Genomic DNA, 22,082 nt, shown 5'->3' with positions numbered 1-22,082 from the left:
ACGGTCACCCGCTCCGCTCCGCGCGGTACTCGGTGCGCTCGACCTCGACGGCCCGGCCGAGCTCATCCCAGTACCCGTCGAGAGCCACCGCGCGAGGGTCGGTCGACGCATCCACCATCTCGGCGGTCTCGATGTACGTCTCGAGACCGTGGGTCTTCAACCGCAGGTCCTCGACGCCGTCCCCCGGATCACCGACCCGCGAGGCGGTGAAGCTGTCGGGCGACCCCGTCCCCTCTGCCGACCCGCCCGCGGCGAGCGCCGATACGACATCGTCGGTGTGACGGAGCTGGATCAGCGTCTGCTCCTCCCGGAGTGTCGGTTCGGTGGGGCTCCCCGCCGTGATCTGCATCGACACCTCGTACTCGCTCTCCACGGCGAGTCGCGTGGCGATCATCCCGCCCTGCGAGTGCGCGACCACGTCGACGCGATCGCCCGGTTCGACACCGGCGGCCGCCAGAGCATCGAGAGTCGCCTGGTACGACGCCGACGTAGCGCCCTGATAGAGCTCGATGTTCGAGGTCATGTCCCACGGCTCCGCGCCTTTCTTCAGGGACAGCAGCGAATTCTGGGTACCGGCCACGTAGGCCACATAGCGGGTCGCGCCGCCGACCATCGTGTACTTCTCCACGGCGACCTGGGCTCCCCCGCCCGGGATCCTCCTGAACGCTCCGGCGAGGTCGTCCGGCGCGCGCGGAGTCGACGTCTTCACCGGTGTCACCTGCACCGGATCCACCGGCACGGAGGTCGGAGCCTTCATGCCCGGCACCTCGGATCCCGCCACCCCCGGCCGCACCTTCCCATACCCCGAGGCGAGCCCGACCAGCGCCCCGACCAGGAACATCGGCGGCAGCATCCCACCCAGGTCGTACTGATCTCCGAGCCCTTCGAACCTCCGTCGCTCCCAGCCTGCGACCAGCCAGTCCGCCATCCGCCCCAGGCGCTCGTCGTCGGCGATCATCTCGTCGGCCCGTGCGCGCACGTCGTTCGCCGCCGCGGCGTCGGTGAGGGCGAGCGCCTCAGCCTGTGCCCGCAGTTCCACCAGCTCGAATGCGTCGGCCATCAACAGCGTTCCCGTGCAGGCGTTCTCGATCTCCGCAGCGAGTCCACCGATCCGCTCGCCGCTGAGTCGCAGAGCGCCGATGTCGACGCGCAGCGCGGGAGCATCGGATGACGAGATCGCCTCCGCAGCGGTGACCACCGAATCCCGAGCCTCTTCGTATCGCGCCGCGACCGTCCGCAGGTGCGCGCCGACCTCGCGCAACTGCTCGGTGTCGATCGCGATCGCGCCGCCGTGGTCGATCTCCAGGCCGCCGGCAACGGAGGCGTCGTGCGCGCGTGCGGCCCCCATCATTCCGATCCCTCCAGCTCCCACTGCCGGATCCGAAGACTCCCGAGCTGCGTTCCGGTGTCATCGCGTACCCGCGCGAGGAGTTCGTGGAGCGCGCGGAACCCCTCCGAGCTCCAGTCCGTCGCATCGACGAGCGAGACCAGCACCGCTCCCGCCTCCTCCAGCGTCGTGATGGCATCACCGATCCCCCGGTGCGCGAAGGCCTGCCCCCACGACTGCGCGGATCCACCGGACTGCTCGGGTGCGAACGAGTACATGGCTCCAGCATTCGGGATCGCGCTCCACGCGGGTCGCCCGGAATACGCAACCCGTGGACAGGTGGTCGCCCGCCCATGGTGTGCAGGGGCCGCGCGAGCAGGTTCGCGCTGTGCAGGACGGCCATGGGCGGGCAGAATGTATCTGTGACATCCCCGGATCCCTTCCGCGTGATCTTCGTCTGCACGGGGAACATCTGCCGCTCTCCCATGGCCGAAGTCGTCTTCCGCGACCTCGCCGAGCGGCAGGGACTCGGCCCGCGCATCGTCTCGCGCAGCGCCGGAACAGGCGACTGGCATCTGGGCGAGCGTGCCGATCACCGTACGATCGACTCGCTGGCGCGTCGCGGCTACGACGGCTCCCAGCACCGCGCCCGTCAGTTCACCGCGGCCGCCTTCGCCGACAACGATCTCGTCGTCGCGCTCGACCGCACGCACGAGCGCATCCTGCGGGAATGGGCCCACGACGAGGACGAGGAGGGGAAGGTCACCCTGCTGCTGGCCTTCGACCCGACGGCGACCACCCACGACGTGCCCGACCCGTACTACGCGGGCGCGGAGATGTTCGATTCCGTGCTCGGTATGATTGAGGCGGCGACTCGGGGCCTGTTCCGCCAGCTCGAACCCGCTCTGCGTCTCCCCCGCACGCCCCGCCTCTGAGGGGCCCGATCAGGAGGACTCCCCTGACTTTCCAGCCTTCGCTCCCGCCCCAGCCCCTGAGCCCCCTCGACGGCCGCTACCGTGGCGCCGTCACCGGTCTCGCCGACTTCCTGTCCGAGGCGGGCCTGAACCGGGCACGCGTCGAGGTCGAGGTCGAGTGGCTGATCGCGCTCACCGACCGTTCGCTGTTCGCGACGAGCCCGCTGTCGGACGAGGACAAGGAGCGCCTGCGTTCGCTCTACCGCGACTTCGGTCAGGCCGAGATCGACTGGCTCGCCGAGAAGGAAGCCGTCACCCAGCACGACGTGAAGGCGATCGAGTACCTCGTGCGCGACCGGCTCTCGACGCTCGGCCTCGACCGCATCTCCGAGCTCACGCACTTCGCCGCGACGAGCGAGGACATCAACTCCGCGTCCTACGCCCTCACCGTCAAGCGCGCGGTCGAGGAGGTCTGGCTCCCGGCCCTCGACACCGTGATCGCGAAGCTGCGCGAGCTCGCGGTCGAGCACGCCGACGCCGCGATGCTCTCGCGCACGCACGGCCAGCCCGCAACGCCCTCGACGATGGGCAAGGAGCTCGCGGTCTTCGCCTGGCGCCTGGAGCGCGTGCGCAGCCAGATCGCCGGTTCCGAGTATCTCGCGAAGTTCTCCGGCGCGACCGGCACCTGGTCCGCCCACCTCGCGGCAGACCCGGACGCCGACTGGCCGACCATCGCCCGCGAGTACATCGAGGGACTGGGCCTGGGCTTCAACATCCTCACGACGCAGATCGAGTCGCACGACTGGCAGGTCGAGCTGTACGACCGCGTGCGTCACGCGGGCGGCATCCTGCACAACCTCGCCACCGACATCTGGACCTACATCTCGCTCGGCTACTTCGCGCAGATCCCGGTCGCGGGTGCCACCGGCTCGTCGACGATGCCGCACAAGATCAACCCGATCCGCTTCGAGAACGCCGAGGCCAACCTCGAGATCTCGGGAGCCCTGCTCGCATCGCTCGGCCAGACGCTCGTCACGAGCCGCCTGCAGCGTGACCTCACCGATTCCACCACGCAGCGCAACATCGGCGTCGCGTTCGGGCACTCGCTGCTCGCGCTCGACAACCTGCGCCGCGGCCTGAACGCGATCTCGCTGTCGCGCGACGTGCTGCTCGCCGACCTCGACGTGAACTGGGAGGTGCTCGCCGAGGCGATCCAGACGGTCATCCGCGCCGAGGTCGTGGCAGGCCGCTCCTCGATCACCGACCCGTACGCGCTCCTCAAGGAGCTCACCCGTGGTCACCGGGTCGGTGCCGCCGACCTCGCCGAGTTCGTGCAGGGCCTCGAGATCGGCGATGCCGCAAAGCAGCGCCTGCTCGCGCTGACCCCGGCGACCTACACGGGCATCGCGGCGCGCCTCGCGCGCTGAACCCGGGAGGAGCTAGGAGCCCGACTCGCCGGAGTGCTCCTCGACGCTGTCCTTCGGCATGAACGACGCCGCCAGGAGAGTGAGAACCGCGGTCACCGCGACGGCGACGAACACCCACACCGACGCGTGGATGATCGTGTCGGGGTCGTCCGCGCCCGCACCCTGCGCGATGGCCGCATTCGAGATCGCGCCGAACACGGCGACGCCCACAGCGCTTCCCGCCGACCGCGCGAAGGCGTTCATCCCCGTCACCGCGCCGCGCTCGCCCCAGCCGACCGAGGCCTGGGCGGCGATCAGCGTCGGGGCCGCACTCCACCCGAGCCCGAAGCCCAGGAGGAACGCGATGCCGGCGATGACGAACGGGTTCGGCCAGGAGGCGACGGCAGCGAGCATGATGGCGGCGAGCGTCGTGATGCTCATGCCGATGAGCGTGGTGCGACGGAAGCCGATGCGCAGGTACAGCCGTCCGGCGTTCGCGGCGGCGAGCGGCCAGCCGAGGGTCAGAGCTGCCACCGCGAGACCCGACAGCAGGGGAGCGATGCCGATGGATCCCTCGAGGTAGGCGGGGGCGAAGCTCGTCACACCGAGCATGAGCGCGCCGATGCCGAGCGAGACCAACGTGGTCGTGAGGATGAGCCGACGCGTCACCAGCCGCAGGTCGACGATCGGCTCGGCGACACGGCGCTCCACGACCCCGAAGGCCAGCAGCGCGACCACGCCGATCCCGAAGCAGAGGACGCTCTGCACGGACAGCCACGCCCAGGCGTTTCCTCCCTCCAGCATGCCGAGGATGAGCGCCGTGAGCCCGATGGTGAGCAGCACCGCTCCCCCGTAGTCGATGCTGTGCCGTTGGGTCTGCTTCTGCTCCTTGTAGTTGCGCAGCAGCATCCACCCGGCGATCAGACACAGGGGCACGTTGATCCAGAAGATCCATCGCCAGGCGTCGAGCTGGGCGAAGATGCCGCCGAGCGCCGGACCCACCACCGAGGAGATGGCCCACACGCTCGCGACGTATCCCTGCACCTTGGCACGTTCGGCGACCGTGTAGATGTCACCGACGATGGTCATCGACATCGGTGCGACGGCACCGGCTCCGATGCCCTGAATGATGCGGAACACGATCAGCGCCGGCATGCTCCAGGCGAACCCGCAGAGGATGGACCCGAGCAGGAACAGGGCGATGCCGAGCAGGATGATCGGCTTGCGGCCCACGGTGTCCGCGAAGCGGGAGTAGATGGGCACGCTCACGGCCTGCGCCAGGAGGTACACCGAGAACAGCCAGGGGAACTGCTGGTAGCTGCCGAGGTCGCGCACGATGCTCGGGACGGCGGTCGCGAGGATCGTGGCGTCGATCGCGATGAGCCCGGTGGCGAGCATGAGCGCGCCGAGGATGGGTCCGCGCTCCGACCGGAGTCCGATGGAGGCGCGGTCGACGGAGGCAGTCACCTCAGGTGCAAGCCGATCCACCCCACCGGTATTCCGGATCGTCGCCGTCCCTCTCGCCGCCCCTGCTCAGTGCGCCGGACCGAGGTCGCGCATGGGCTTGCCGTTCTTCGGGTTGCCCGGCTTCACCTTGCGACGCTCCCCGTTGACGACCACGACCACGTTGCTCATGTTCGGTGCGCGGTCGGCGACCACGTCGTAGGACACGACCTTCCCGTCCCGCCAGGTGCAGTCCACGCGATACCCGCCCCGCGCGCGGAGACCGGCGAACGATCCGCTCACCGCCCAGTCCGCCGGCACGGCCGGGAGCAGACGGATCACCCCACCATGGCTCTGCACCAGCATCTCCGCGATCGCTCCGACGATGCCGTAGTTGCCGTCGAGCTGGAACGGCGGATGGTTCGCCCAGAGGTTCTGCAGGATGTTGTAGGTGAGCAGTCCTCGCACCATGATCCCCGCCCGCTCGGCATCACCCAGGCGCGCGAAGAGACCGGCCCGCCACGGCCAGGTCCACGAACGGCGACTGTCTCCCGAGACCGTGGCGGCGGTGAACGGCACACCCTCCTTCTCCCCGCAGCGGGCCTTCAGCGAGACCAGGGCCGCCGCGGAGAGCTCCGGGGTGTCGGAGGTGATCTGCCGCCCCGGGTACACGGCGAACAGGTGCGACGTATGCCGGTGGATGTCGTTCGGGTCGTCACGGTCGGTCTGCCACTCCTGCAACTGCCCCCAGCGGCCGATCTTGTTGGGAGCCAGACGGGACTGCATGTCGGCGACGGTCTTCCGGTAGGTCTTGTCGGCACCGAGGGCCTCGGCGCACTCGAGGTAGTTCTGGAACAGATCCCAGATGATCTGCTGGTCGTGCATGACGCCGTCCTCGCGCGGACCGTGCTCCGGAGACCAGCCCATCGGCGCGACCAGCGTGCCGTCGGGAAGCTCTTTGAGCTGGTCCTCCCAGAACTGGCAGATCTCCTTGATCAGCGGGTAGGCGAGGTCGCGCAGGTACTTCTTGTCCTGCGTGAACGCCCAGTGCTCGTAGAGGTGCTGGGCGTACCAGGCGCTCGCGATCGTGTTCCACTCCCACGAGTTGCCGCCGAAGATGCTCTGCGAGGTGCGGGCGGTCCACCCGCGCACGTCGGCGCCGAAGGCGTTGCGCGTCGCCACCCGGCTGGGGACCGCCACCTCGCGGATGAACGTCGCGAGCGCCTCATGGGACTCCGGGAGGTCGGCGGTCTCCGCGCCCCAGTAGTTCATCTGCACGTTGATGTTGGTGTGGTAGTCGCTGGCCCACGCCGGCTGGTTGCTGTTGTTCCACAGCCCCTGCAGGTTGGCCGGCAGCCCCCCGGGCTTCGACGAGCTGAGGAGCAGATACCGGCCGTACGCGTAGAGCGTCTGCTCGAGCGTGGGGTCCGCCTCCCCCTTCCCGTAGCGGAGCAGCCGGCGGTCCGTGGGCATGGCCGTCACGGTGCCGTCGGTCGCTCCCCACTCCACCTTCGCGCGCTGCATCAGCTCGGAGACCTGTGCGGTGTGCGCAGAGCGGAGACTCTGCCACGACCGGGAGGCGGCGGCGTTCAGCGCCTTCTCGATCGCGGGCTGCGGTGCGGCGCCTCGCCAGCCGTGCGCCGCGCTCAGACGATAGTCGGTGCGCGCGTCGAGCAGCAGTGTGATGCTCGACGCCTCCGAGACGCGCAGCCCGCCCTCGGCGGCGACGACCCGGCCGTCGGTCTCGGCGATGCGGACGACGGCCGCGTGCGTGAGGTCGTTGGCCATCGTCCCGGCGAAACTCAGCCGACGTCCGCCCGCGTCGGCCACGATGGCGACGCCGTCCTGCTTGGACGTCAGAGTGAGCAGCGCCGTCAGCGCACCGGGCCGATCGGCGGTGAACCGCACCGCGATGATGTCGGCCTCCCGGCTCGCGAAGGCCTCGCGCAACACCGTCCCCTGTGCGGTCGCGAAGTGAGTGCTGTGGGTGCCGTCCGCGATGTCGAGTGCACGCCGGTAGTCCACGACCGCCTTGGCGCCCGCCGTGCTGAAACCGCCGCCGGTGAAGGCGATGCCGCCGAGACGGATGGCACCCGGCGCGGAGAACGAGATGCGGTACATCGCGAACGCGGTGGTGTTCGCGTACGTGAACGTCCGCCCCACGCCGCGCTCGGGGAACGTCTCCCCTACTCGGGTGTCGAGGGTCTTCCAGGTCAGCCCGTCATCCGAGCCGGCGACGATCCAGTCGCGTGGATCCTGCTCCGGCGTGTCCGGTGCGCTGGTGAGCACGTAGCCGTTCAGGGTGTTCTTCGAGGAGAGCTCGACCTGCCACACCGCGCCACCGCCCGTCGCGGGAACAGCCCAGACGGTCGCGGGATCGGTATCGATGCTGCCGACGAGGGAGTCCGCGTGACCGCTGGGCGATGACACGTAGACGGCGCTTCCCTGCGCCAGTTCGACGCCGCCGAGCGCGATCTCCCCCACCTGGAAGTGGCTGACTCCCGCCTTCGGGGCGAAGACGAAGCGATAGTGGGCGTACGCGGTGGTGTTGGCGACCGAGAAGCTCTTGGACTGGAGTCGCTGGGGGAACGGCGCCTCGGAGCGGACGTCGAGCACGACCCACGCCGCTCCGTCGGACGAGCCTTCCAGGCGCCAGTCCTGCGGGTCCCGCGCAGGGACGTCGTTGGCACTCGTGAGCACATACGACGAGACGACGGCGGGGGCGGCGAGATCGGCCTGCCACGTCACCTCTGCGGGCGGCGCGATCAGGCACCATTTCGTGGCGGGGTTGCCGTCGAACGTCTTCTCGACGCTCTCGCCACCGGACACCTGGTACGGGCCGCCGGGAGAGCTGACGGTCGTGCGCGCACCGAACGCCACCGTCACCTCGCCGAAGTCGCGGAAGGATCCGAAGCCGGTCACGCTGGTGTCGTACGCACCGTCGGGCTGACCGGCGAGAGCGTTGTCGTAGTCGTTGACCCCGCCCCACAGGCTCTGCTCGCTGAAGTGGATCACCTCGGCGTCCGGGTTGCCGAACAGCTTCGCGCCGAGACGGGCGTTGCCGATCGGGAGAGCCTGGGTCTCCCAGTCCGTCGCCGGCGTCGCGTACCAGAGCGCGTACGGCGACAGCTGTGGGCGCGGGATCGCCCCCGCCGGCACGGCGCGGAGAGGAGCCTGCGCCGAGAACGTGCTCGCCGCGGCGGGGCGGGCGGCGAGGAACTGGGGGACGAGCGGGGCGAGAAGGGCGAGACCGCCCACCTGCAGTGCCTGGCGACGGGAAATGGGGTCCTTCATCACAGCAATCCTCCGGAGCATCGTTGATCTACTGGGGCCGTGCGGCCTCGCAGCCGATCGTGGATGCGAGGCGTCGGAGCCAGTGTGCGCCATGAAACATCGGATGTATAGCGACGATTGTCCAGAAGGTATGCCGAAAGTGTCGGCTTCAGCGCGTTCTTCTGAGCGCTTTAACCCGATGTTCCGCCGGGGGTCGAGTGGGTGACCCTGCTCGAGGGGCTATCGGATCAGGAGGAGGCGGAGCGACCGGGCGCCGCGGAATCGGGGTTCTCGCCCTCGGGCTCCGGGTCGTACAGCACGGGACGATCGATCGTCTTCGTCACGTCGGCGGGATCGACGGCGAGGATCAGCATCGCGAGGATCAGCAGCGTCACGATGAACGCGCCGCCGCCCACGACGAGTCCGAGGGCGATCGGGGTCAGCCCCTCGTAGGTGCCGTTGGCGATGGAGGCGTTCACCCGCGCGGTGAAGGCACCGGTGGAGACCAGCGTGACGACCATGGCGAACACACCGCAGCCGAGTGCGATGAGGAGCAGGTGCAGGGGTCGCAGAATGTCCCGGCGGGTGGGCTTCTCGTCGCTCATCGCTCTCCTCCGTGCCCCGCAGGAGCGGTGCTGTCGTTCGAATCGGACGCCGTCGTGACCGCGTCGGCCTGCTTCGGTGTGAGGCCGGCGATGCCGAGGAACACCGCGACGATCGCCGCGTAGCCGCCGAACATGCCGACGCCCAGGATGATGCCGGAGAGCACGAACGTGCCGGCCTCGTCGATCGTGTACTCCTGGAGGAACCCGGACGGGATCAGCAGCAGAGCGATACCGAGCAGCACGCCCAGCGCCCCCACGGAGATCGCGTCGCGGGACAGCATGCCGCCGGCACGACGGGAGCGGATGCCGGCGAGCAGCTCGACGCCGCCGCTGACGATCGCCCAGGAGGAGACGACGACGAAGAACAGATCGTCAGACCGCCAGACGGGGATGCCGCTCACGAGGCCGGCGACCACCCCGACGGCGGCGAGCAGCACGGACGGCCAGCGCGATCCGGCCGGCAGCACCAGCCAGGCGGCGAGCACGTGCACGAGCGCCGTGAGGAACACGAAACCGCTGAAGACGGACAGACCGACGGGTGCGGAGTGATCAGACGAGAACGTGATCATGAGCGCGGCGACGGCGGCGAACAGCGCGCGCAGCAATTGCACGTGGCGCATGGTGAATGCGCGAGCAGGGGCAGACATGACGGTCCTGAGTCCTCCGGGGTGTTGCTCCCAGTCTACGCAAGGCTGCGTGGCCGCGACGCCGGGAGCCGTGCGGGGGGAGGATTCGTGAAGCCCGGCGGATCTCCCCAGATCGATTGCCGGGCTTCACGACATACGCAGCAAGGGGGGCATCACTGCGTCAGGCCGGTCGTTCGCAGGCACGGGCACCCTGCCCGCGAAGACGGCCAAGTGACCCCACATGCCCACCCGGTCCCCTGAGGTACGCGCGTGCGGTCGTATGCTCACTCTAAAGCGCTGATCTTCACATACCGGAGGGGATCTGTGATGAATCTCGAAGATGACGCGCGCAGAGCCGAGCACGGTGATTTCGCGAGCGCCCTGCGCGACGCGATAAACGCCAAACCGGTGACCCTGTCCTGGCTGCAGCGGCAGCTCAAGGCGCGGGGTAACCGCGTGTCGATGGCGACCCTGAGCTACTGGCGGTCGGGCGCAAGGCGACCGGAGGGCGCGCAGTCGCTGGCAGCCCTCGCCGACATCGAGGAGCTCCTCGGACTCCGCGTCGGCGCGCTGAGCAGGATGCTCCGCTCGACCAATCGCACGGGCCCCCTCGGGCCGAACCAGTTCCCGATCGACGAGGAGGAGCTCGAGGTGGCCGTGATCGAGGCCTTCCGAGCGCTGGGGGCGGCCTACCCCGACACCTCCCGCGAGCTCACCACCCATTCGGTGACGGATGTCGGGGCCGACGGCAACGTCGCGTACAGCATCACGCGCAGCATCGTGCAGTCGACGGTGGGCACGATCACGGCGATACCGTTCCTGGAGATCACCCCGGGCGTCCGCACGCCGGCGCCGTTGCTCAAGGCCGTGTCAGGGGGGAGGATCGCGGCGCGCTACTCCCACCCGGACGGCGAGGTGCACGGTGTGCTGTTCGAACTCGACGTCCCCCTGACAGCGCCGGAGACCGCGATGGTCGAGTGGTCGGTCGAGTACCCGCCCGACTACCCGGAGACCCACGACACCGGCCACGCGCTGGCGCAGAAGGCCAGGGAGCTGCTGGTGTGGACGCGCTTCCACCCCGACGCGATCCCGGACTGGTGCGAGGAGCACATCGAGACGCCGGACGGGGTCACGATCACCCCCCTCCCGCCGCCTCGCGGGAACTCGGTCCACCTGGTGCGTCGGGCTTTCGGGCCTGGCGCGCTGGGCCTGCAGTGGGGATACGGCCCCCGCGAGGATCAACCGGGCTGATCGCCGACCGCGACCGGACGCCCCGGGGTGTTCGACCACTGGCTCCACGACCCGGGGAAGACCTTGGCCTCGATGCCGACCTCGTGCAGTACAAGTGCGGTGTGGGCAGCCGTCACACCCGAACCGCAGTACGCGGCAACGGGCGTTCCCGGCGTCACGCCGACCTCGGCGAAGGTCGCCAGGATCGTCTCCCTGTCGAGGATCTTCCCGTCCGCGTCGAAGTGCACGGGTTCGGGAAGATTGCGCGCACCGGGGATGTGACCACCCACGGGATCGAACGGTTCCGAGTCGCCTCGGTACCGATCCGCGGCCCGCGCGTCGATCAGCACCCCGGACGCCGGGAAGGCCGCGGCCTCGTCGATCGACAACGCATCGTCTCCGATCGGGTCGAGCACGACATCGCCGGGCTCCGGGCTCACGTCGTCCGTCGCGATGTCGAACCCCTCAGCCCGCCATGCCCTGATGCCGCCGTCGAGCACGCGCACGTCGACGCCGGCCTGCCGCAGGAGCCACCAGGCGCGGGCGGCGGCGATGCCTTTGAAGTCGTCGTAGGCGACGACCGTGTCGCCGGATCGCACCCCCCAGCGACGGGCCGCGTCCTGGAGCGTGGCCGTGGACGGGAGCGGGTGGCGCCCCTCCGCGGCCTCGCCGTGCGTGGCGAGCTCGGTGTCGAGAGCGGCGAACACCGCGCCGGGGATGTGGCCCGAGAGGTAGTCGTCGTGTCCGGCGTCGGGACGATCGAGGCGCCAGCGCACGTCGATCACACGCACCGGCGCACCCCCGGTCAGCAGGTCGTTCAGTTCGACGGCACTCACGAAGTCGCTCATGCTGCGAGGCTACCGAGTCCGCAGCGGCATCGGCGCCCGGCCGTCTTCTCCCGTCACTTTCGCATCGCGCAACTGACTCGATCAGACGGCTGTTCGGCACCATCCGCGCGATTCGAACGACGACTGCGGCCCGTTAGGCTCTATCCGGCAACGTCGAGAAAGGGGCAACGATGCCCTCTCGTCTCCGGTGGATGCGTCTGCGTCCGCAGGAAGCCGCGCTCATCGCGATCACCGCGGTCTGGGGCGGCACCTTCCTGCTCGTGCACTGGGCCATGGAGCACTCCGGGCCATGGTTCTTCGTCGGCATCCGCTTCCTCATCGCCGGGCTCATCAGCGTCGTGATCTTCCGACGCGCTCTGCGCGGCATCCGCTGGCGCGACATCGGCGCCGGCATCGCGATCGGCGTCATGATCTACCTCGGCTACGGCCTGCAGACGCTGGGGTTGCAGACCATCGACAGCAGCACCTCGGCGTTCATCACCGCGATGTACGTGCCGATGGTGCCGCTGGCCCAGTGGGCCGTGTTCCGCAAGCGTCCCCCGGCCATGGCGTTCGCGGGTGCGGGACTGGCGTTCGTGGGGCTGCTGTTCATCGCGGGGCCGGATGCCTTCGCCCTGACGCTCGGCACCGGTGAGATCGCGACCATGATCAGCACCCTGCCGATCGCAGCCGAGATCATCCTGATCAGCCTGTTCGCCGGGAGGATCGACCTCGGACGCATCACGATCGTGCAGCTGCTCACGGCCGGCCTGCTGGGACTGCTCACCATGCCGGTGGTCGGTGAGGGGGTTCCCGATTTCTCCTGGATCTGGGTCGGCTGCGCGGTGGGACTGGGGGCGGCGAGCTGTCTGATCCAGCTGACGATGAACTGGGCGCAGAAGTCGGTCTCCCCCACGCGCGCGACCATCATCTACGCGGGAGAGCCGGTGTGGGCGGGGGTCATCGGACGCCTCGCCGGCGAGCGCCTGCCCGCGACCGCGCTCATCGGCGGCGCACTCGTCGTGCTCGGGATCCTCGCGAGCGAGGTGAAGCTCGTGCGACAGCGACAGCGACGACGCCCGCAGGAGTCCACGCCTCCGCACGTCACACCGTGAGCAGCACCTTCGTGGCGCGTCGCTCGTCCATGGCGCGGTAGCCCTCCGCCGCGTCCTCGAGCGGCAGCGTGAGGTCGAACACCGTGCCCGGATCGATCTTCCGGTCCCAGATCAGCTGGATGAGCTCGGGGAGGAAGCGCCGCACGGGAGCAGGGCCGCCGTGCAGATGCACTCCGGAGAAGAAGAGCTCTTCGCCGGGGAGGGCGACATCGTGGGAGACACCGACGTAGCCGACGTGGCCGCCGGGACGGGTGGAGCGGATCGCCTGCATCATCGACTCCTGCGTGCCGACCGCCTCGATCACGGAGTGCGCGCCGAGTCCGTCCGTGAGCTCCTTGATGCGGGCGACCCCCTCGTCCCCCCGCTCCTCGACGATGTCGGTGGCACCGAACTCGCGCGCCAGAGCCTGCCGATCGGCATGGCGACTCATCGCGATGATGCGCTCCGCGCCGAGCTCGCGTGCGGCCAGGACGCCCAGCAGACCCACCGCGCCGTCGCCGACGACCGCGACCGTCTTGCCCGGCCCCACCTCGGCGGCGACCGCGGCGAACCATCCGGTTCCCAGGACGTCGGATGCGGCGAGCAGAGACGGGATGAGGTCGGCGTCCGGCTGTCCTGGAGTGACGACCAGGGTGCCGTCGGCGTGCGGGATGAGCGCGTACTCGGCCTGCGTGCCGTACCTGCCCATCGGGACGACGTGCACGCACCGGGACTGGTATCCCGCTCGGCAGATCTCGCACGTGTTGTCTGATGCCATGAAGGAGCCGACCACGAAGTCGCCGACCTCCAGCGTCTGCACCTCGTCACCGATGGCCTCGACCACGCCGACGTACTCGTGTCCCATCGGATCGTGGTCCACGGGGTTCGCACCGCGATACGGCCAGAGGTCGGACCCGCAGATGCAGGTCGCGGTGATACGGATCACGGCATCGGTCGGCCGCGTGATGGTGGGCTTCTCCCTGTCCTCGACCCGGACGTCGCCTGGGGCGTGCATGACTACTCCGCGCATTCGTGATGCTCCTTCTGTCGCGTGACCCCCAGTCAACTCCGATTCCACGGCGGATGGGAGGTACTGAGGGAACCCCTCGGAATCCGCTCCACGGGGAATACTCCGCAGCAGGCCGCGTTGCACCCGGCATGATTGAAAGTTCAACCGTCGCTCCGGTCGCGACGGAACGCACCCGCGTCCGCGTCCCGCTGCGATTCGGCGACGGCTTCTCCACGACCGCCGACGTGGTCACCTTCGACGGGCTGGCCGACGGCCGCGAGCACCTGCTGCTCGGGCTGGGCGACTGGCGGGCGGCGATCGATCGCGCGGAGGACGGCGGCGAGGCCCCGCTCGTGCGCCCGCACAGCGAGTGCCTGACGGGCGACGTGTTCGGGTCGGAACGCTGTGACTGCGGCCCTCAGCTGCGCGAGGCCGTGGAGCGCATCGCGGAGGAGGGCGGCTTCCTGCTCTACCTGCGCCAGGAGGGGCGCGGCATCGGCCTGTACGCCAAGCTCGACGCGTACGCCCTGCAGGATGCCGGCCTCGACACGTACGAGGCGAACGTCGCCCTGGGCCGGGGTGAGGACGAGCGCGACTACACGGTGGCGGCGCAGATGCTGCACGCGCTCGGCGTCGACGGCATCCGCCTGCTGAGCAACAACCCCGACAAAGCGGTGCAGCTCGAAGCCCTCGGGGTCCGTGTGACCGACCGTGTACCCACCCAGGTGCACCTGTCGGAGTCGAACTCCCGCTACCTGCAGGCCAAGCGCGACCACACGGCGCACACCCTCGACCTGTCCGCGGCATGACGGCAGGCGCGACAGCACGGGACGGCACCATGACCTCGGAGGCGGACGGGACAGCGGAGCAGAATCCGCGTCGGCTCGACGACACCGAGATGGATACCTGGCTGCCGGTCATCCGCTTCGTGCAGCTGCTCCCTCAGGTGCTCGACCGCACGCTGAAGGAAGAGGTCGGTCTCAACCACGCCCGCTACGCCATCCTCATCACCCTGGCCGGCCGGGGTGAGAGCGCCGTGACCATGACCGAGCTCGCCCGCATCGCCGGCCTCAGCCGCTCGCGCCTGAGTCACGCGCTGGACTCGCTCGAGGAGCGCGGCTGGGTCGAGCGCACCTCCTGCGGCTCCGACAAGCGCACCCTCTCGGCCACGCTGACGCCGGCCGGACGGGAGATGCTCCGCACGGCGGCCCCCGTGCACGTCGAGCAGGTGCGGGAGCTCGTGCTCGACCCCCTCACCGGCGAGGAGCGCGAGCAGCTGGGGGCGATCCTCGGAAAGCTGCTCCCCGGCGTGACCGCGGCCCTCTGACGTACGGCCCGGGTCACCGGTACCGCCAGTACCTCCCTGTCCGGTCGTCGAGCGCGTAGCGTCGGATGCATGGACACCCGCAGCGAGGTGCGCGAGTTCCTCTCCACGAGGCGCGCACGCATCACCCCCGATCAGGCCGGACTCCCGGCATTCGGCGGCAACCGCCGCGTTCCCGGACTGCGCCGCGAGGAGGTCTCGCTGCTCGCGGGGGTCAGCGTCGACTACTACACGCGTCTCGAACGCGGAGACCTGTCCGGGGCATCGGACAGCGTGCTCGATGCGCTGTCCCGTGCGCTCCAGCTGGATGAGGCCGAGACCGCGCACCTGTTCGACCTCGCCCGCGCCGCGAACACCTCGCCGGTCGCGCGCGCACCACGGAAGAAGACGACAGAGCTGCGTCCGAGCATCCTGCGCCTCCTCGACGCCATGACCGAAGCTCCGGCGATCGTGCGCAACAACTACTTCGACTACCTGGCGGCGAACGCCCTGGGTCGCGCCCTCTACGCGCCCGTGTTCGCGCAGCCGCAGCCGAACAGCGCGCGCTTCGCCTTCCTCGATCCGGCCGCGCAGGAGTTCTACCCCGAATGGGATCGGAACACGCAGGAGCTCGTGGCCGCGATGCGCGGGGAAGCCGGACGCAATCCGTTCGACCGGAAGCTCACCGACCTGGTGGGCGAGCTCTCGACGCGGAGCGAGCGGTTTCGCACGCTGTGGGCCGCCCACAACGTGCGCTTCCACCGCACCGGGGTCAAGCGCATCACGCATCCCGTGGTCGGGGAGATCGAGCTCTCCTACGAGGCCTTCGAACTCCCGGCCGATCCCGGGCTGCACCTCTCGACCTACACCGCGGAGCCAGGGACGGCATCGGCCGACAAATTGAGGATGCTCGCCAGCTGGGCGGCGACGGATGCCGCCGCATCCCCCTCGACCGAACGCGCCGGCTCCTCGGCTTCGACAGACTCCGCCCCTGGTCACGCGGACGCCTGAGGACCCGCTGTTCTGCTCTGAGCAGAACAGCTCGAACCGTCCGGACACCCCGGCCTATCGTGAGGCATGGCCGACCTGATCTCGTTCCCGCACACTCCTCGCTCCGACCGCCCGAAGTCGAACGACCCCGAGCCGCTGTGGCGTCACCTCCTCGGCGACCAGCTGCGTCGTCGACGCCACGACCGCGAGGAGACGCTCACCGAGACCGCCGAGAAGGCCGGCGTCTCGCCGCAGTACCTCTCCGAGGTGGAACGCGGGTTGAAGGAGCCGTCGAGCGAGATGATCGCCGCGATCGCCGGTGCGCTCGACACGAGTCTGATCGAGCTCACCAGCGACGTGGCCGACAGTCTGCGATCGACGGCCCCCTCGCGCGGCGCGTTCGCCCTCGCCGCCTGACCCCGAACCCGTGGTCGCTGGCCCGTCATCTGGTCCTGACCCGTCACCTGGTCGCTGACCCGTCACCTGGTCGCTGACCCGTCATCTGGTCCCTGACCCGTCATCTGCATGAGCGACGGACGGATGCATGACCACAGGTCCCGCGTCGGTCATGCAGCCGCCCGTCGCTCATGCATCCGTCCGGCAGCCCGGACGCCGCCTCAGCTCCGCGCGCCGAGCACGGTGTCGATCAGTCCGTAGTCGAGCGCGGCGGGTGCCGTGAACACCCGATCACGGTCTGTGTCGGCTCGGAGTTCGGCGACCGTGCGACCGCTGTGCCTGGCCAGGATCTCCTCCATGTCGGAACGCACCCGCACCACTTCGTCGGCGGCAAGGATGAGGTCGGGGATCGCACCGCGCGACTGCCCTGCGGGCTGATGCAGAACGATGCGCGCGTGGGCGAGGGCCGCCCGCTCCCCCACGTCTCCTGCAGCGACCAGGAGCGCCGCGGGGCCGATGGCCTGGCCGACGCAGGTCGTCGCGATGCGCGGACGGATGTGCTGCATGGTGTCGTAGATCGCCAGCGCGGCCCCTGGATCGCCGCCCTCGCTGTTGATGTAGAACTGGATGCCGGATTCCGGGCTGTCCGCGTCGAGGTGCAGCAGCTGTGCGATGAGGGCGTTCGCGACCCCCGCATCGATGCCGGTGCCGAGGTAGATGACGCGCTCCGCGAGCAGATGCGAGTACACGTCCATGATGCGCTCGCCTCGGGGATGCTGCGCGATGACGTTGGGGATCGAGTAGGTGCTCATGCGTCCACCCCCAGACCGACGCGCGCGCGTCGTCGCGGCATCACGTCGCCGATCGAGACCACGATCGCGTCGATGAAGCCGTAGTCCTGCGCCTGCGTCGCGGTGTACCAGCGGTCGTGCAGCGAGTCCTCGAAGATGCGCGCGACGGGCTGACCGGTGTCGTCGGCGATCAGTCCGAGCACGGTGTCGCGCATGTGCCGCAGGTCGTCGGCCTGCGTCTCGAGCTCTCCCGCGGAGCCGCCGATGCCCGCGGACCCCTGATGCATGAGGATCCGAGCGTGCGGAAGCGCCCGGCGTTTGCCCGGGGTGCCGGCGGAGAGCAGGAACTGCCCGGCGCTGCACGCGAGACCGAGAGCCAAGGTCGCGACATCATTGGGGATCAGCCGCATGATGTCGCGGATCGCGAGCATCGAGGGCACTGACCCGCCGGGCGAGTGGATCCACAAGGCGATGTCTGCCGTGGGGTCCTCTGCCGACAGCGCGAGCAGCTGCGTCATCAGCAGCGTGCCGTTGTCGTCGTCGAGGGCGCCGTCGAGCACGAGCACCCGCTCGTGGAACAGCGCGCGCCGGGCTTCGGGACCGAACTGCGGGATGGGGTTGTCTTCGCTCATGCCCCCAGCATCGGCCGCAGCACATCGCGGACGGCGCGAATCCGCCCTGAGCGGCTCTGCCCTGAGCGGATGCCGGTGGGAGACATCCGCTCAGGGCGCTGGGGTGGGCCGGGCGGGGCGGGGGTGGGCCGGGCGGGGCGGGGGTGGGCCGGGCGGGGTGGCGTCGGGCGGGGTCGGGGAGTCAGACCGCCAGGGCCAGCGCGCGTCGATGGGAGACGCGGTGACCGACCCAGAAGCCGATCGCGATCAGCCCGGCGAGGGCGATACCGAGGCCCCACGGCGTCATGGACGGGGCAGCCCCGGCCGTCGCGGTGGCGAGCGTGCCGGACCCGTCCGCGATCAGGCCGTTGCCCGCGGCGAGGTCGGCAGCACCGGCCTCGAGCTTGTCGCCGCCGGCCGCGAGCTCGCCCGAGCCGTTCGCGACGGTGGTGGCGCCCGCGGAGAGCTTCTCGATCCCGACGTTCAGGTCGCCCGCGCCGGTCTGCAGCGTCCCGACGCCGGTGGCGAGCGTCGTCGCGCCGTCGTTCAGGCGAGTCGCGCCTGCGCTGAGGTTCGCCGTTCCCGAGTAGAGGGCGGATGCCCCGGTCGAGAGGGTCTGCAGGCCCGCGGCGAGCCTCGATGCGCCTGCCGAGAGCTGCGTCGTGCCGGAGTGCAGAGCCTGCGCGCCGGCGACCAGAGCGGGCACCCCCTGGGGAGCGACGAGTGCTGCGGTGCCTGGCCACTGGCGGGCGGCGTCACCGCTGATGAGCGCATTCACGCCACCCGTCACCTGAGCCGATCCGGCAGCGGCCGCGACGAGTCCCTGCGCGAGGTCGGAGCCCTTGGCCGCGACGGGAGCCATCGCATCGACCTCCTGGTCGACTCCGGCGGCGAGAGCGGCGAGAGCCTTCAGCTGCGGGTTCTCCGGGTCGGCGGCGAGCATCCCCGCGAGGGCGTCGGCGAGCTGTTGCGAGTGGCCGGGCGCCGTGGCCGCGACGCCCTGGAGAAGCGTCTTCGCTCCCGGCTGCGCGAGAGCCACCACGTCGGCGTTCACCTTGGTTCCGAGGGTGTCGCTGAGCTGCGTCGCGCCGACGAGCACGCCGTTCGCATACGCGTGCGCGCCGTTGACACCGGCGGCGAGGGTGGACATCCCGGAAGAGAGGGTCTGCGCACCGGCATCCGCCTGCGCCATCTTCGTCGCGAGTTCCTGCGCTCCGGCGAGCGCCGTCTGCGCACCCCCGCTGACCTTGCCCGCACCGACCACGGCGGTCGATGCGCCGGCGGCGAGGCTGTTCGCCCCCTCGGCCAGGGTCGTCGCGCCGGTCGCTGCGGTCGTGGCACCGTCGCTCAGCTTCTGCGATCCTTCCTGCGCGCTGGCGGCTCCCGCTGCGAGCTCCTGGGTGCCCTCGGCCAGGCGGGATGCGCCCGTGGAGAGGTCTGCAGCGCCGGCTGCCAGGTCGGCCGAGCCGTCCTTGGCCGATGTCGTGCCGTCGGCGAGTTCGGAGGCACCGGCGGCGATCTTGCCGGTGGTCACCAAGAACAGGACCACCATGGCGGCCAGCAGCAGGCTGAGCACGATGACGGCGATGCGCATGCCGATTCCGTGCGAATGGGGCGTGGTACTCGTCATCGAGGACTCCCGGGGGTCAGTGGCGTCGTTGCCACCGGTGACTGTATGGCTGCGCCGAGGCGCGAGTGACGGATTTGCCGCTCGAAACCAAGTTCCAGCGCTCATGACACTGAGTTTCTTGTGAGGTATGCACAAAGGGACGCGGCCGACGGCCGTGCCCTCCGCGAAAACGGGCCGTAACATCTCCGACTCACGCGCCGCCTAGCCTCGTGCGCATGGCGAAGAAGAAGGCACCGGCGTGGCAGTGGTCGGAGGACGGACTCAACTTCCGCACCCGCAAATGGGTGCGCCCCGAGGACCTGAACGCGAACGGCTCCCTGTTCGGCGGGAGTCTGTTGAAGTGGATAGACGAGGAAGCGGCGATCTACGCGATCGTGCAGCTGGGCAACTATCGCGCCGTCACCAAGCACATCTCGGAGATCAACTTCGAGGCCTCGGCCGTGCAGGGCGACCTGATCGAGATCGGCCTGCAGGCGACGCATTTCGGCACCACGTCGCTGACCATGCGCGCGGTGGCGAGGAACATGATCACGCGCAAGCGCATCCTCACGATCGACAAGATCGTGTTCGTGAGCCTCGACGACGACGGAGTGCCGACCCCGCACGGGTACGACGAGATCACCTACGACCGCGACCGGATGCCGACGGAGCGCCTCGCGACCGGGACGATCCGCCTCCCCTCGCCGTGAGTCAAGCCGATGCGGCGCCGCGCCGTCGGGCTCGCGGGCGCTGAGTCACCCCCTCAGGCGCGCACTGCCCCCCGGTGTGCGTCGCGCGAGGAGGTGACCCGGTCGGTGAGCGGCGCTTCGGTGTCGAAGGCCGGTACGGCCGCAAAGGCCTGGGCGAGATCGGAGATCAGGTCGTCGACGTCCTCCAACCCGATCGACAGCCGCAGCACGTCGGCTGCCGGACGGGCCTCGGGCGGCACCGGCCGATGGGTGAGTGCCGCCGGATGCTGGATCAGCGAGTCCACACCGCCGAGCGAGACCGCGTGCGTGAACAATGCGGTCGCCGTCGTGACGGCGGAGGCCGCGGCGAACCCGCCACGCATGCGCATCGCGATCATCGCGCCGGTGCCACGCATCTGCCGCTGCAGGATGCCGCGCGGGTCGCCGTCGAGTCCCGGATAGAACACCTCCGCCACCTCGGGCCGGTCGCTCAGCCACTGCACGATCCGACGCGCGCTCTCCTGCTGGTGCCGCACCCGCACCGGCAGCGTGGTGAGACCGCGGTGCAGCAGATAGGCACCGAGCGGATGCAGCAGCCCGCCGGTCACGGCCCGCACGCGGCGAAGCGCCTCCGCGGTCTCCTCGCTGCAGGCGACCACGCCGGCGATCACGTCGCCGTGGCCGCCGAGGTACTTCGTGGCGCTGTGCAGTGACATCGCGGCCCCCAGATCGATGGGGTTCTGCAGCACAGGGGTCGCGAACGTGTTGTCGACCACGACCGGGACCGCGCCCGCCTGCCGCACCACGTCGGCGATGTCGGCGATGTCGAGGGTGGGATTCGCCGGCGTCTCCACCACGACCAGGCCGGTGTCGGGACGCATGGTCGCCGCCACTTCGTCGGGGTGGCAATAGGTGGTCTCGACACCGAGCAGCCCGGAGCCGAGCAGATGGTCGGTGCCGCCGTAGAGCGGACGCACCGCGACGACGTGCCGCGCGCCGGTGGCTCCGGTGTGAGCGAGGATCACCGCCGTCATCGCGGCCATGCCAGAGGCGAAGGCCACGGAGGCGTCGGCGTGCTCGAGCTCGGCGAGCGCCTCTTCGAACCGCGCCACCGTCGGGTTCCACAGCCGCGCGTAGACCATGCTGCCGTCGACCGGGGGACGACCGCCCGTCGCCATGGCCTCGTACGAGTCGCCACCGCGCTCGATGTCGGGCAGCGGATTGGTCGTCGACAGGTCGATCGGCAGCGCATGCACCCCGAGACCCTCCAGATCGGAGCGCCCGCTGTGGACGGCGACGGTATCGGGATGCAGCGGTGCAGTCATGACTCCACGTTGCCGGAATCACGGCAGAAGCGCAGGAATTCGACAGAGGACACCGAATCAAGGAACCGGAACGCTATTCTGTGCAATGTCCCGCAGGCGAGGAGGCCTCACGTTGGCGAAAGCACAACTCGACGAGATCGACCTCGAGCTGCTCGCGGTGCTGACCCGCGACGCCGAGACCACCAATAAGGCGCTCGCGCATCGGCTCGGTCTCGCCGAATCCACGTGCGCGCATCGGGTGCGGGCACTGCGCGAGCGCGGTGTGATCCGCGACACCCGTATCCGCGTCGACGGGGCGGCTCTCGGGTTCCCCCTGCAGGCGATCATCAAGGTGCGCCTCGCCAACCACACCGGAGCCAAGGTCACAGCGCTCTTCGACGCGCTCGCCGGCATCCCTCGTGTCCTGCAGGTATTCCACGTCGCCGGTGTCGACGACTTCCTGGTGCACGTCGCCGTGCAGGACGCGACGGCACTGCGCGACATCGTGCTCGAGCACATCACGATCCACCCCGTCGTCCGTGGCACCGAGACCCAGCTCGTCTTCGAGCTCCGCGACGGACCGGGGGTCCTCTCCCCCTGACCGCTCTCCTTGGCTGACCGTTCTCCTGGCGCCG

Annotated in this window: 22 protein-coding genes; 10 read left to right on the top strand and 12 right to left on the bottom strand. The window is 69.8% G+C overall.

What is annotated here, in order from left to right; genetic code table 11:
• Positions 1–4: 4 nt before the first annotated feature.
• Positions 5–1,348, bottom strand: coding sequence for a hypothetical protein (locus tag ILP86_RS00480; protein ID WP_227750877.1), 1,344 nt, complete (start codon positions 1,346–1,348; stop codon positions 5–7).
• On the bottom strand, positions 1,348–1,605 hold the full coding sequence (locus tag ILP86_RS00475; RefSeq protein WP_193761133.1) for a hypothetical protein: 258 nt from the start codon (positions 1,603–1,605) through the stop codon (positions 1,348–1,350). The genes ILP86_RS00480 and ILP86_RS00475 overlap by 1 nt, the downstream gene beginning before the upstream one ends.
• Positions 1,606–1,812: 207 nt before the next feature.
• On the opposite strand from ILP86_RS00475, the gene ILP86_RS00470 reads away from it, so the two are divergent.
• Positions 1,813–2,262 (top strand): low molecular weight protein-tyrosine-phosphatase, encoded by a 450-nt coding sequence (locus tag ILP86_RS00470; RefSeq protein ID WP_230977858.1) that lies wholly within the window; start codon positions 1,813–1,815, stop codon positions 2,260–2,262.
• 23 nt (positions 2,263–2,285) lie between these two features.
• Positions 2,286–3,668: an adenylosuccinate lyase gene (purB, locus tag ILP86_RS00465; RefSeq protein WP_193761968.1), complete on the top strand. Its 1,383-nt coding sequence runs from the start codon at positions 2,286–2,288 to the stop codon at positions 3,666–3,668.
• A 12-nt stretch (positions 3,669–3,680) separates the two neighbouring features.
• On the opposite strand, the gene ILP86_RS00460 is transcribed toward purB, so the two are convergent.
• The 4 genes from ILP86_RS00460 to ILP86_RS00445 form a co-directional block, all read right to left on the bottom strand.
• A complete protein-coding gene (locus ILP86_RS00460; protein WP_193761132.1) occupies positions 3,681–5,114 on the bottom strand; it encodes an MFS transporter in 1,434 nt (477 codons plus the stop codon).
• Between the two features lie 66 nt (positions 5,115–5,180).
• Entirely contained in the window at positions 5,181–8,384 is a 3,204-nt protein-coding gene (locus ILP86_RS00455) for a glycoside hydrolase N-terminal domain-containing protein (RefSeq protein WP_193761131.1), read from the bottom strand.
• A 227-nt stretch (positions 8,385–8,611) separates the two neighbouring features.
• Positions 8,612–8,968: a hypothetical protein gene (locus tag ILP86_RS00450; RefSeq protein WP_046748615.1), complete on the bottom strand. Its 357-nt coding sequence runs from the start codon at positions 8,966–8,968 to the stop codon at positions 8,612–8,614.
• Positions 8,965–9,615, bottom strand: a complete 651-nt coding sequence (locus ILP86_RS00445; RefSeq protein ID WP_141368224.1) for an acyl-CoA synthetase — start codon at positions 9,613–9,615, stop codon at positions 8,965–8,967. Before ILP86_RS00445 ends, ILP86_RS00450 begins: the two co-directional genes overlap by 4 nt.
• 306 nt (positions 9,616–9,921) lie before the next feature.
• On the opposite strand from ILP86_RS00445, the gene ILP86_RS00440 reads away from it, so the two are divergent.
• Entirely contained in the window at positions 9,922–10,845 is a 924-nt protein-coding gene (locus ILP86_RS00440; RefSeq protein WP_193761130.1) for a hypothetical protein, read from the top strand.
• Here ILP86_RS00440 and ILP86_RS00435 read toward each other — a convergent pair.
• On the bottom strand, positions 10,833–11,672 hold the full coding sequence (locus tag ILP86_RS00435; protein WP_058632828.1) for a sulfurtransferase: 840 nt from the start codon (positions 11,670–11,672) through the stop codon (positions 10,833–10,835). The two genes, ILP86_RS00440 and ILP86_RS00435, sit on opposite strands and share 13 nt — an antisense overlap.
• A 170-nt stretch (positions 11,673–11,842) precedes the next feature.
• Between ILP86_RS00435 and ILP86_RS00430 the strand changes: the two genes are divergently transcribed.
• Positions 11,843–12,766: a DMT family transporter gene (locus ILP86_RS00430; protein ID WP_227750876.1), complete on the top strand. Its 924-nt coding sequence runs from the start codon at positions 11,843–11,845 to the stop codon at positions 12,764–12,766.
• Here the strand turns inward: ILP86_RS00430 and ILP86_RS00425 are convergent.
• Positions 12,756–13,775 carry a zinc-dependent alcohol dehydrogenase family protein gene (locus ILP86_RS00425; RefSeq protein WP_193761129.1) on the bottom strand — a complete coding sequence of 340 codons (1,020 nt, stop codon included), beginning with the start codon at positions 13,773–13,775 and terminating at the stop codon, positions 12,756–12,758. The two genes, ILP86_RS00430 and ILP86_RS00425, sit on opposite strands and share 11 nt — an antisense overlap.
• 128 nt (positions 13,776–13,903) lie before the next feature.
• On the opposite strand from ILP86_RS00425, the gene ribA reads away from it, so the two are divergent.
• From ribA to ILP86_RS00405, 4 genes are all read left to right on the top strand, one after another.
• Entirely contained in the window at positions 13,904–14,563 is a 660-nt protein-coding gene (gene ribA, locus ILP86_RS00420; RefSeq protein ID WP_061016920.1) for a GTP cyclohydrolase II, read from the top strand.
• 29 nt (positions 14,564–14,592) lie between these two features.
• On the top strand, positions 14,593–15,081 hold the full coding sequence (locus tag ILP86_RS00415; protein WP_193761128.1) for a MarR family winged helix-turn-helix transcriptional regulator: 489 nt from the start codon (positions 14,593–14,595) through the stop codon (positions 15,079–15,081).
• Between the two features lie 69 nt (positions 15,082–15,150).
• A complete protein-coding gene (locus ILP86_RS00410; RefSeq protein WP_193761127.1) occupies positions 15,151–16,068 on the top strand; it encodes a helix-turn-helix domain-containing protein in 918 nt (305 codons plus the stop codon).
• 66 nt (positions 16,069–16,134) lie between these two features.
• A complete protein-coding gene (locus tag ILP86_RS00405) occupies positions 16,135–16,464 on the top strand; it encodes a helix-turn-helix domain-containing protein (protein ID WP_046748607.1) in 330 nt (109 codons plus the stop codon).
• A gap of 200 nt (positions 16,465–16,664) precedes the next feature.
• Here ILP86_RS00405 and ILP86_RS00400 read toward each other — a convergent pair whose 3' ends face one another.
• The 3 genes from ILP86_RS00400 to ILP86_RS00390 form a co-directional block, all read right to left on the bottom strand.
• Entirely contained in the window at positions 16,665–17,255 is a 591-nt protein-coding gene (locus tag ILP86_RS00400) for a ClpP family protease (protein WP_046748606.1), read from the bottom strand.
• Positions 17,252–17,866, bottom strand: coding sequence for a ClpP family protease (locus ILP86_RS00395; protein ID WP_046748605.1), 615 nt, complete (start codon positions 17,864–17,866; stop codon positions 17,252–17,254). The genes ILP86_RS00400 and ILP86_RS00395 overlap by 4 nt, the downstream gene beginning before the upstream one ends.
• Before the next feature lie 181 nt (positions 17,867–18,047).
• Positions 18,048–19,475, bottom strand: coding sequence for a hypothetical protein (locus tag ILP86_RS00390; RefSeq protein ID WP_170224090.1), 1,428 nt, complete (start codon positions 19,473–19,475; stop codon positions 18,048–18,050).
• Positions 19,476–19,690: 215 nt separating this feature from the next.
• Here ILP86_RS00390 and ILP86_RS00385 point away from each other — a divergent pair, with 215 nt between their 5' ends.
• Positions 19,691–20,164, top strand: coding sequence for an acyl-CoA thioesterase (locus tag ILP86_RS00385; protein ID WP_046748603.1), 474 nt, complete (start codon positions 19,691–19,693; stop codon positions 20,162–20,164).
• A 53-nt stretch (positions 20,165–20,217) separates the two neighbouring features.
• On the opposite strand, the gene ILP86_RS00380 is transcribed toward ILP86_RS00385, so the two are convergent.
• Entirely contained in the window at positions 20,218–21,468 is a 1,251-nt protein-coding gene (locus tag ILP86_RS00380; RefSeq protein ID WP_193761126.1) for a PLP-dependent aspartate aminotransferase family protein, read from the bottom strand.
• A 112-nt stretch (positions 21,469–21,580) separates the two neighbouring features.
• On the opposite strand from ILP86_RS00380, the gene ILP86_RS00375 reads away from it, so the two are divergent.
• The gene (locus ILP86_RS00375) at positions 21,581–22,048 is read left to right on the top strand and encodes an Lrp/AsnC family transcriptional regulator (RefSeq protein WP_052748772.1); all 468 of its coding nucleotides are present in this window, start codon (positions 21,581–21,583) and stop codon (positions 22,046–22,048) included.
• The last annotated feature ends 34 nt before the right edge of the window (positions 22,049–22,082 follow it).

The sequence above is a fragment of the Microbacterium sp. R1 genome (assembly GCF_015159725.1).
Taxonomy (GTDB): Bacteria; Actinomycetota; Actinomycetes; order Actinomycetales; family Microbacteriaceae; genus Microbacterium; species Microbacterium oxydans.
Note: the sequence above shows the minus strand (reverse complement) of the source record. Positions and strands in the feature narration are given on the sequence as shown.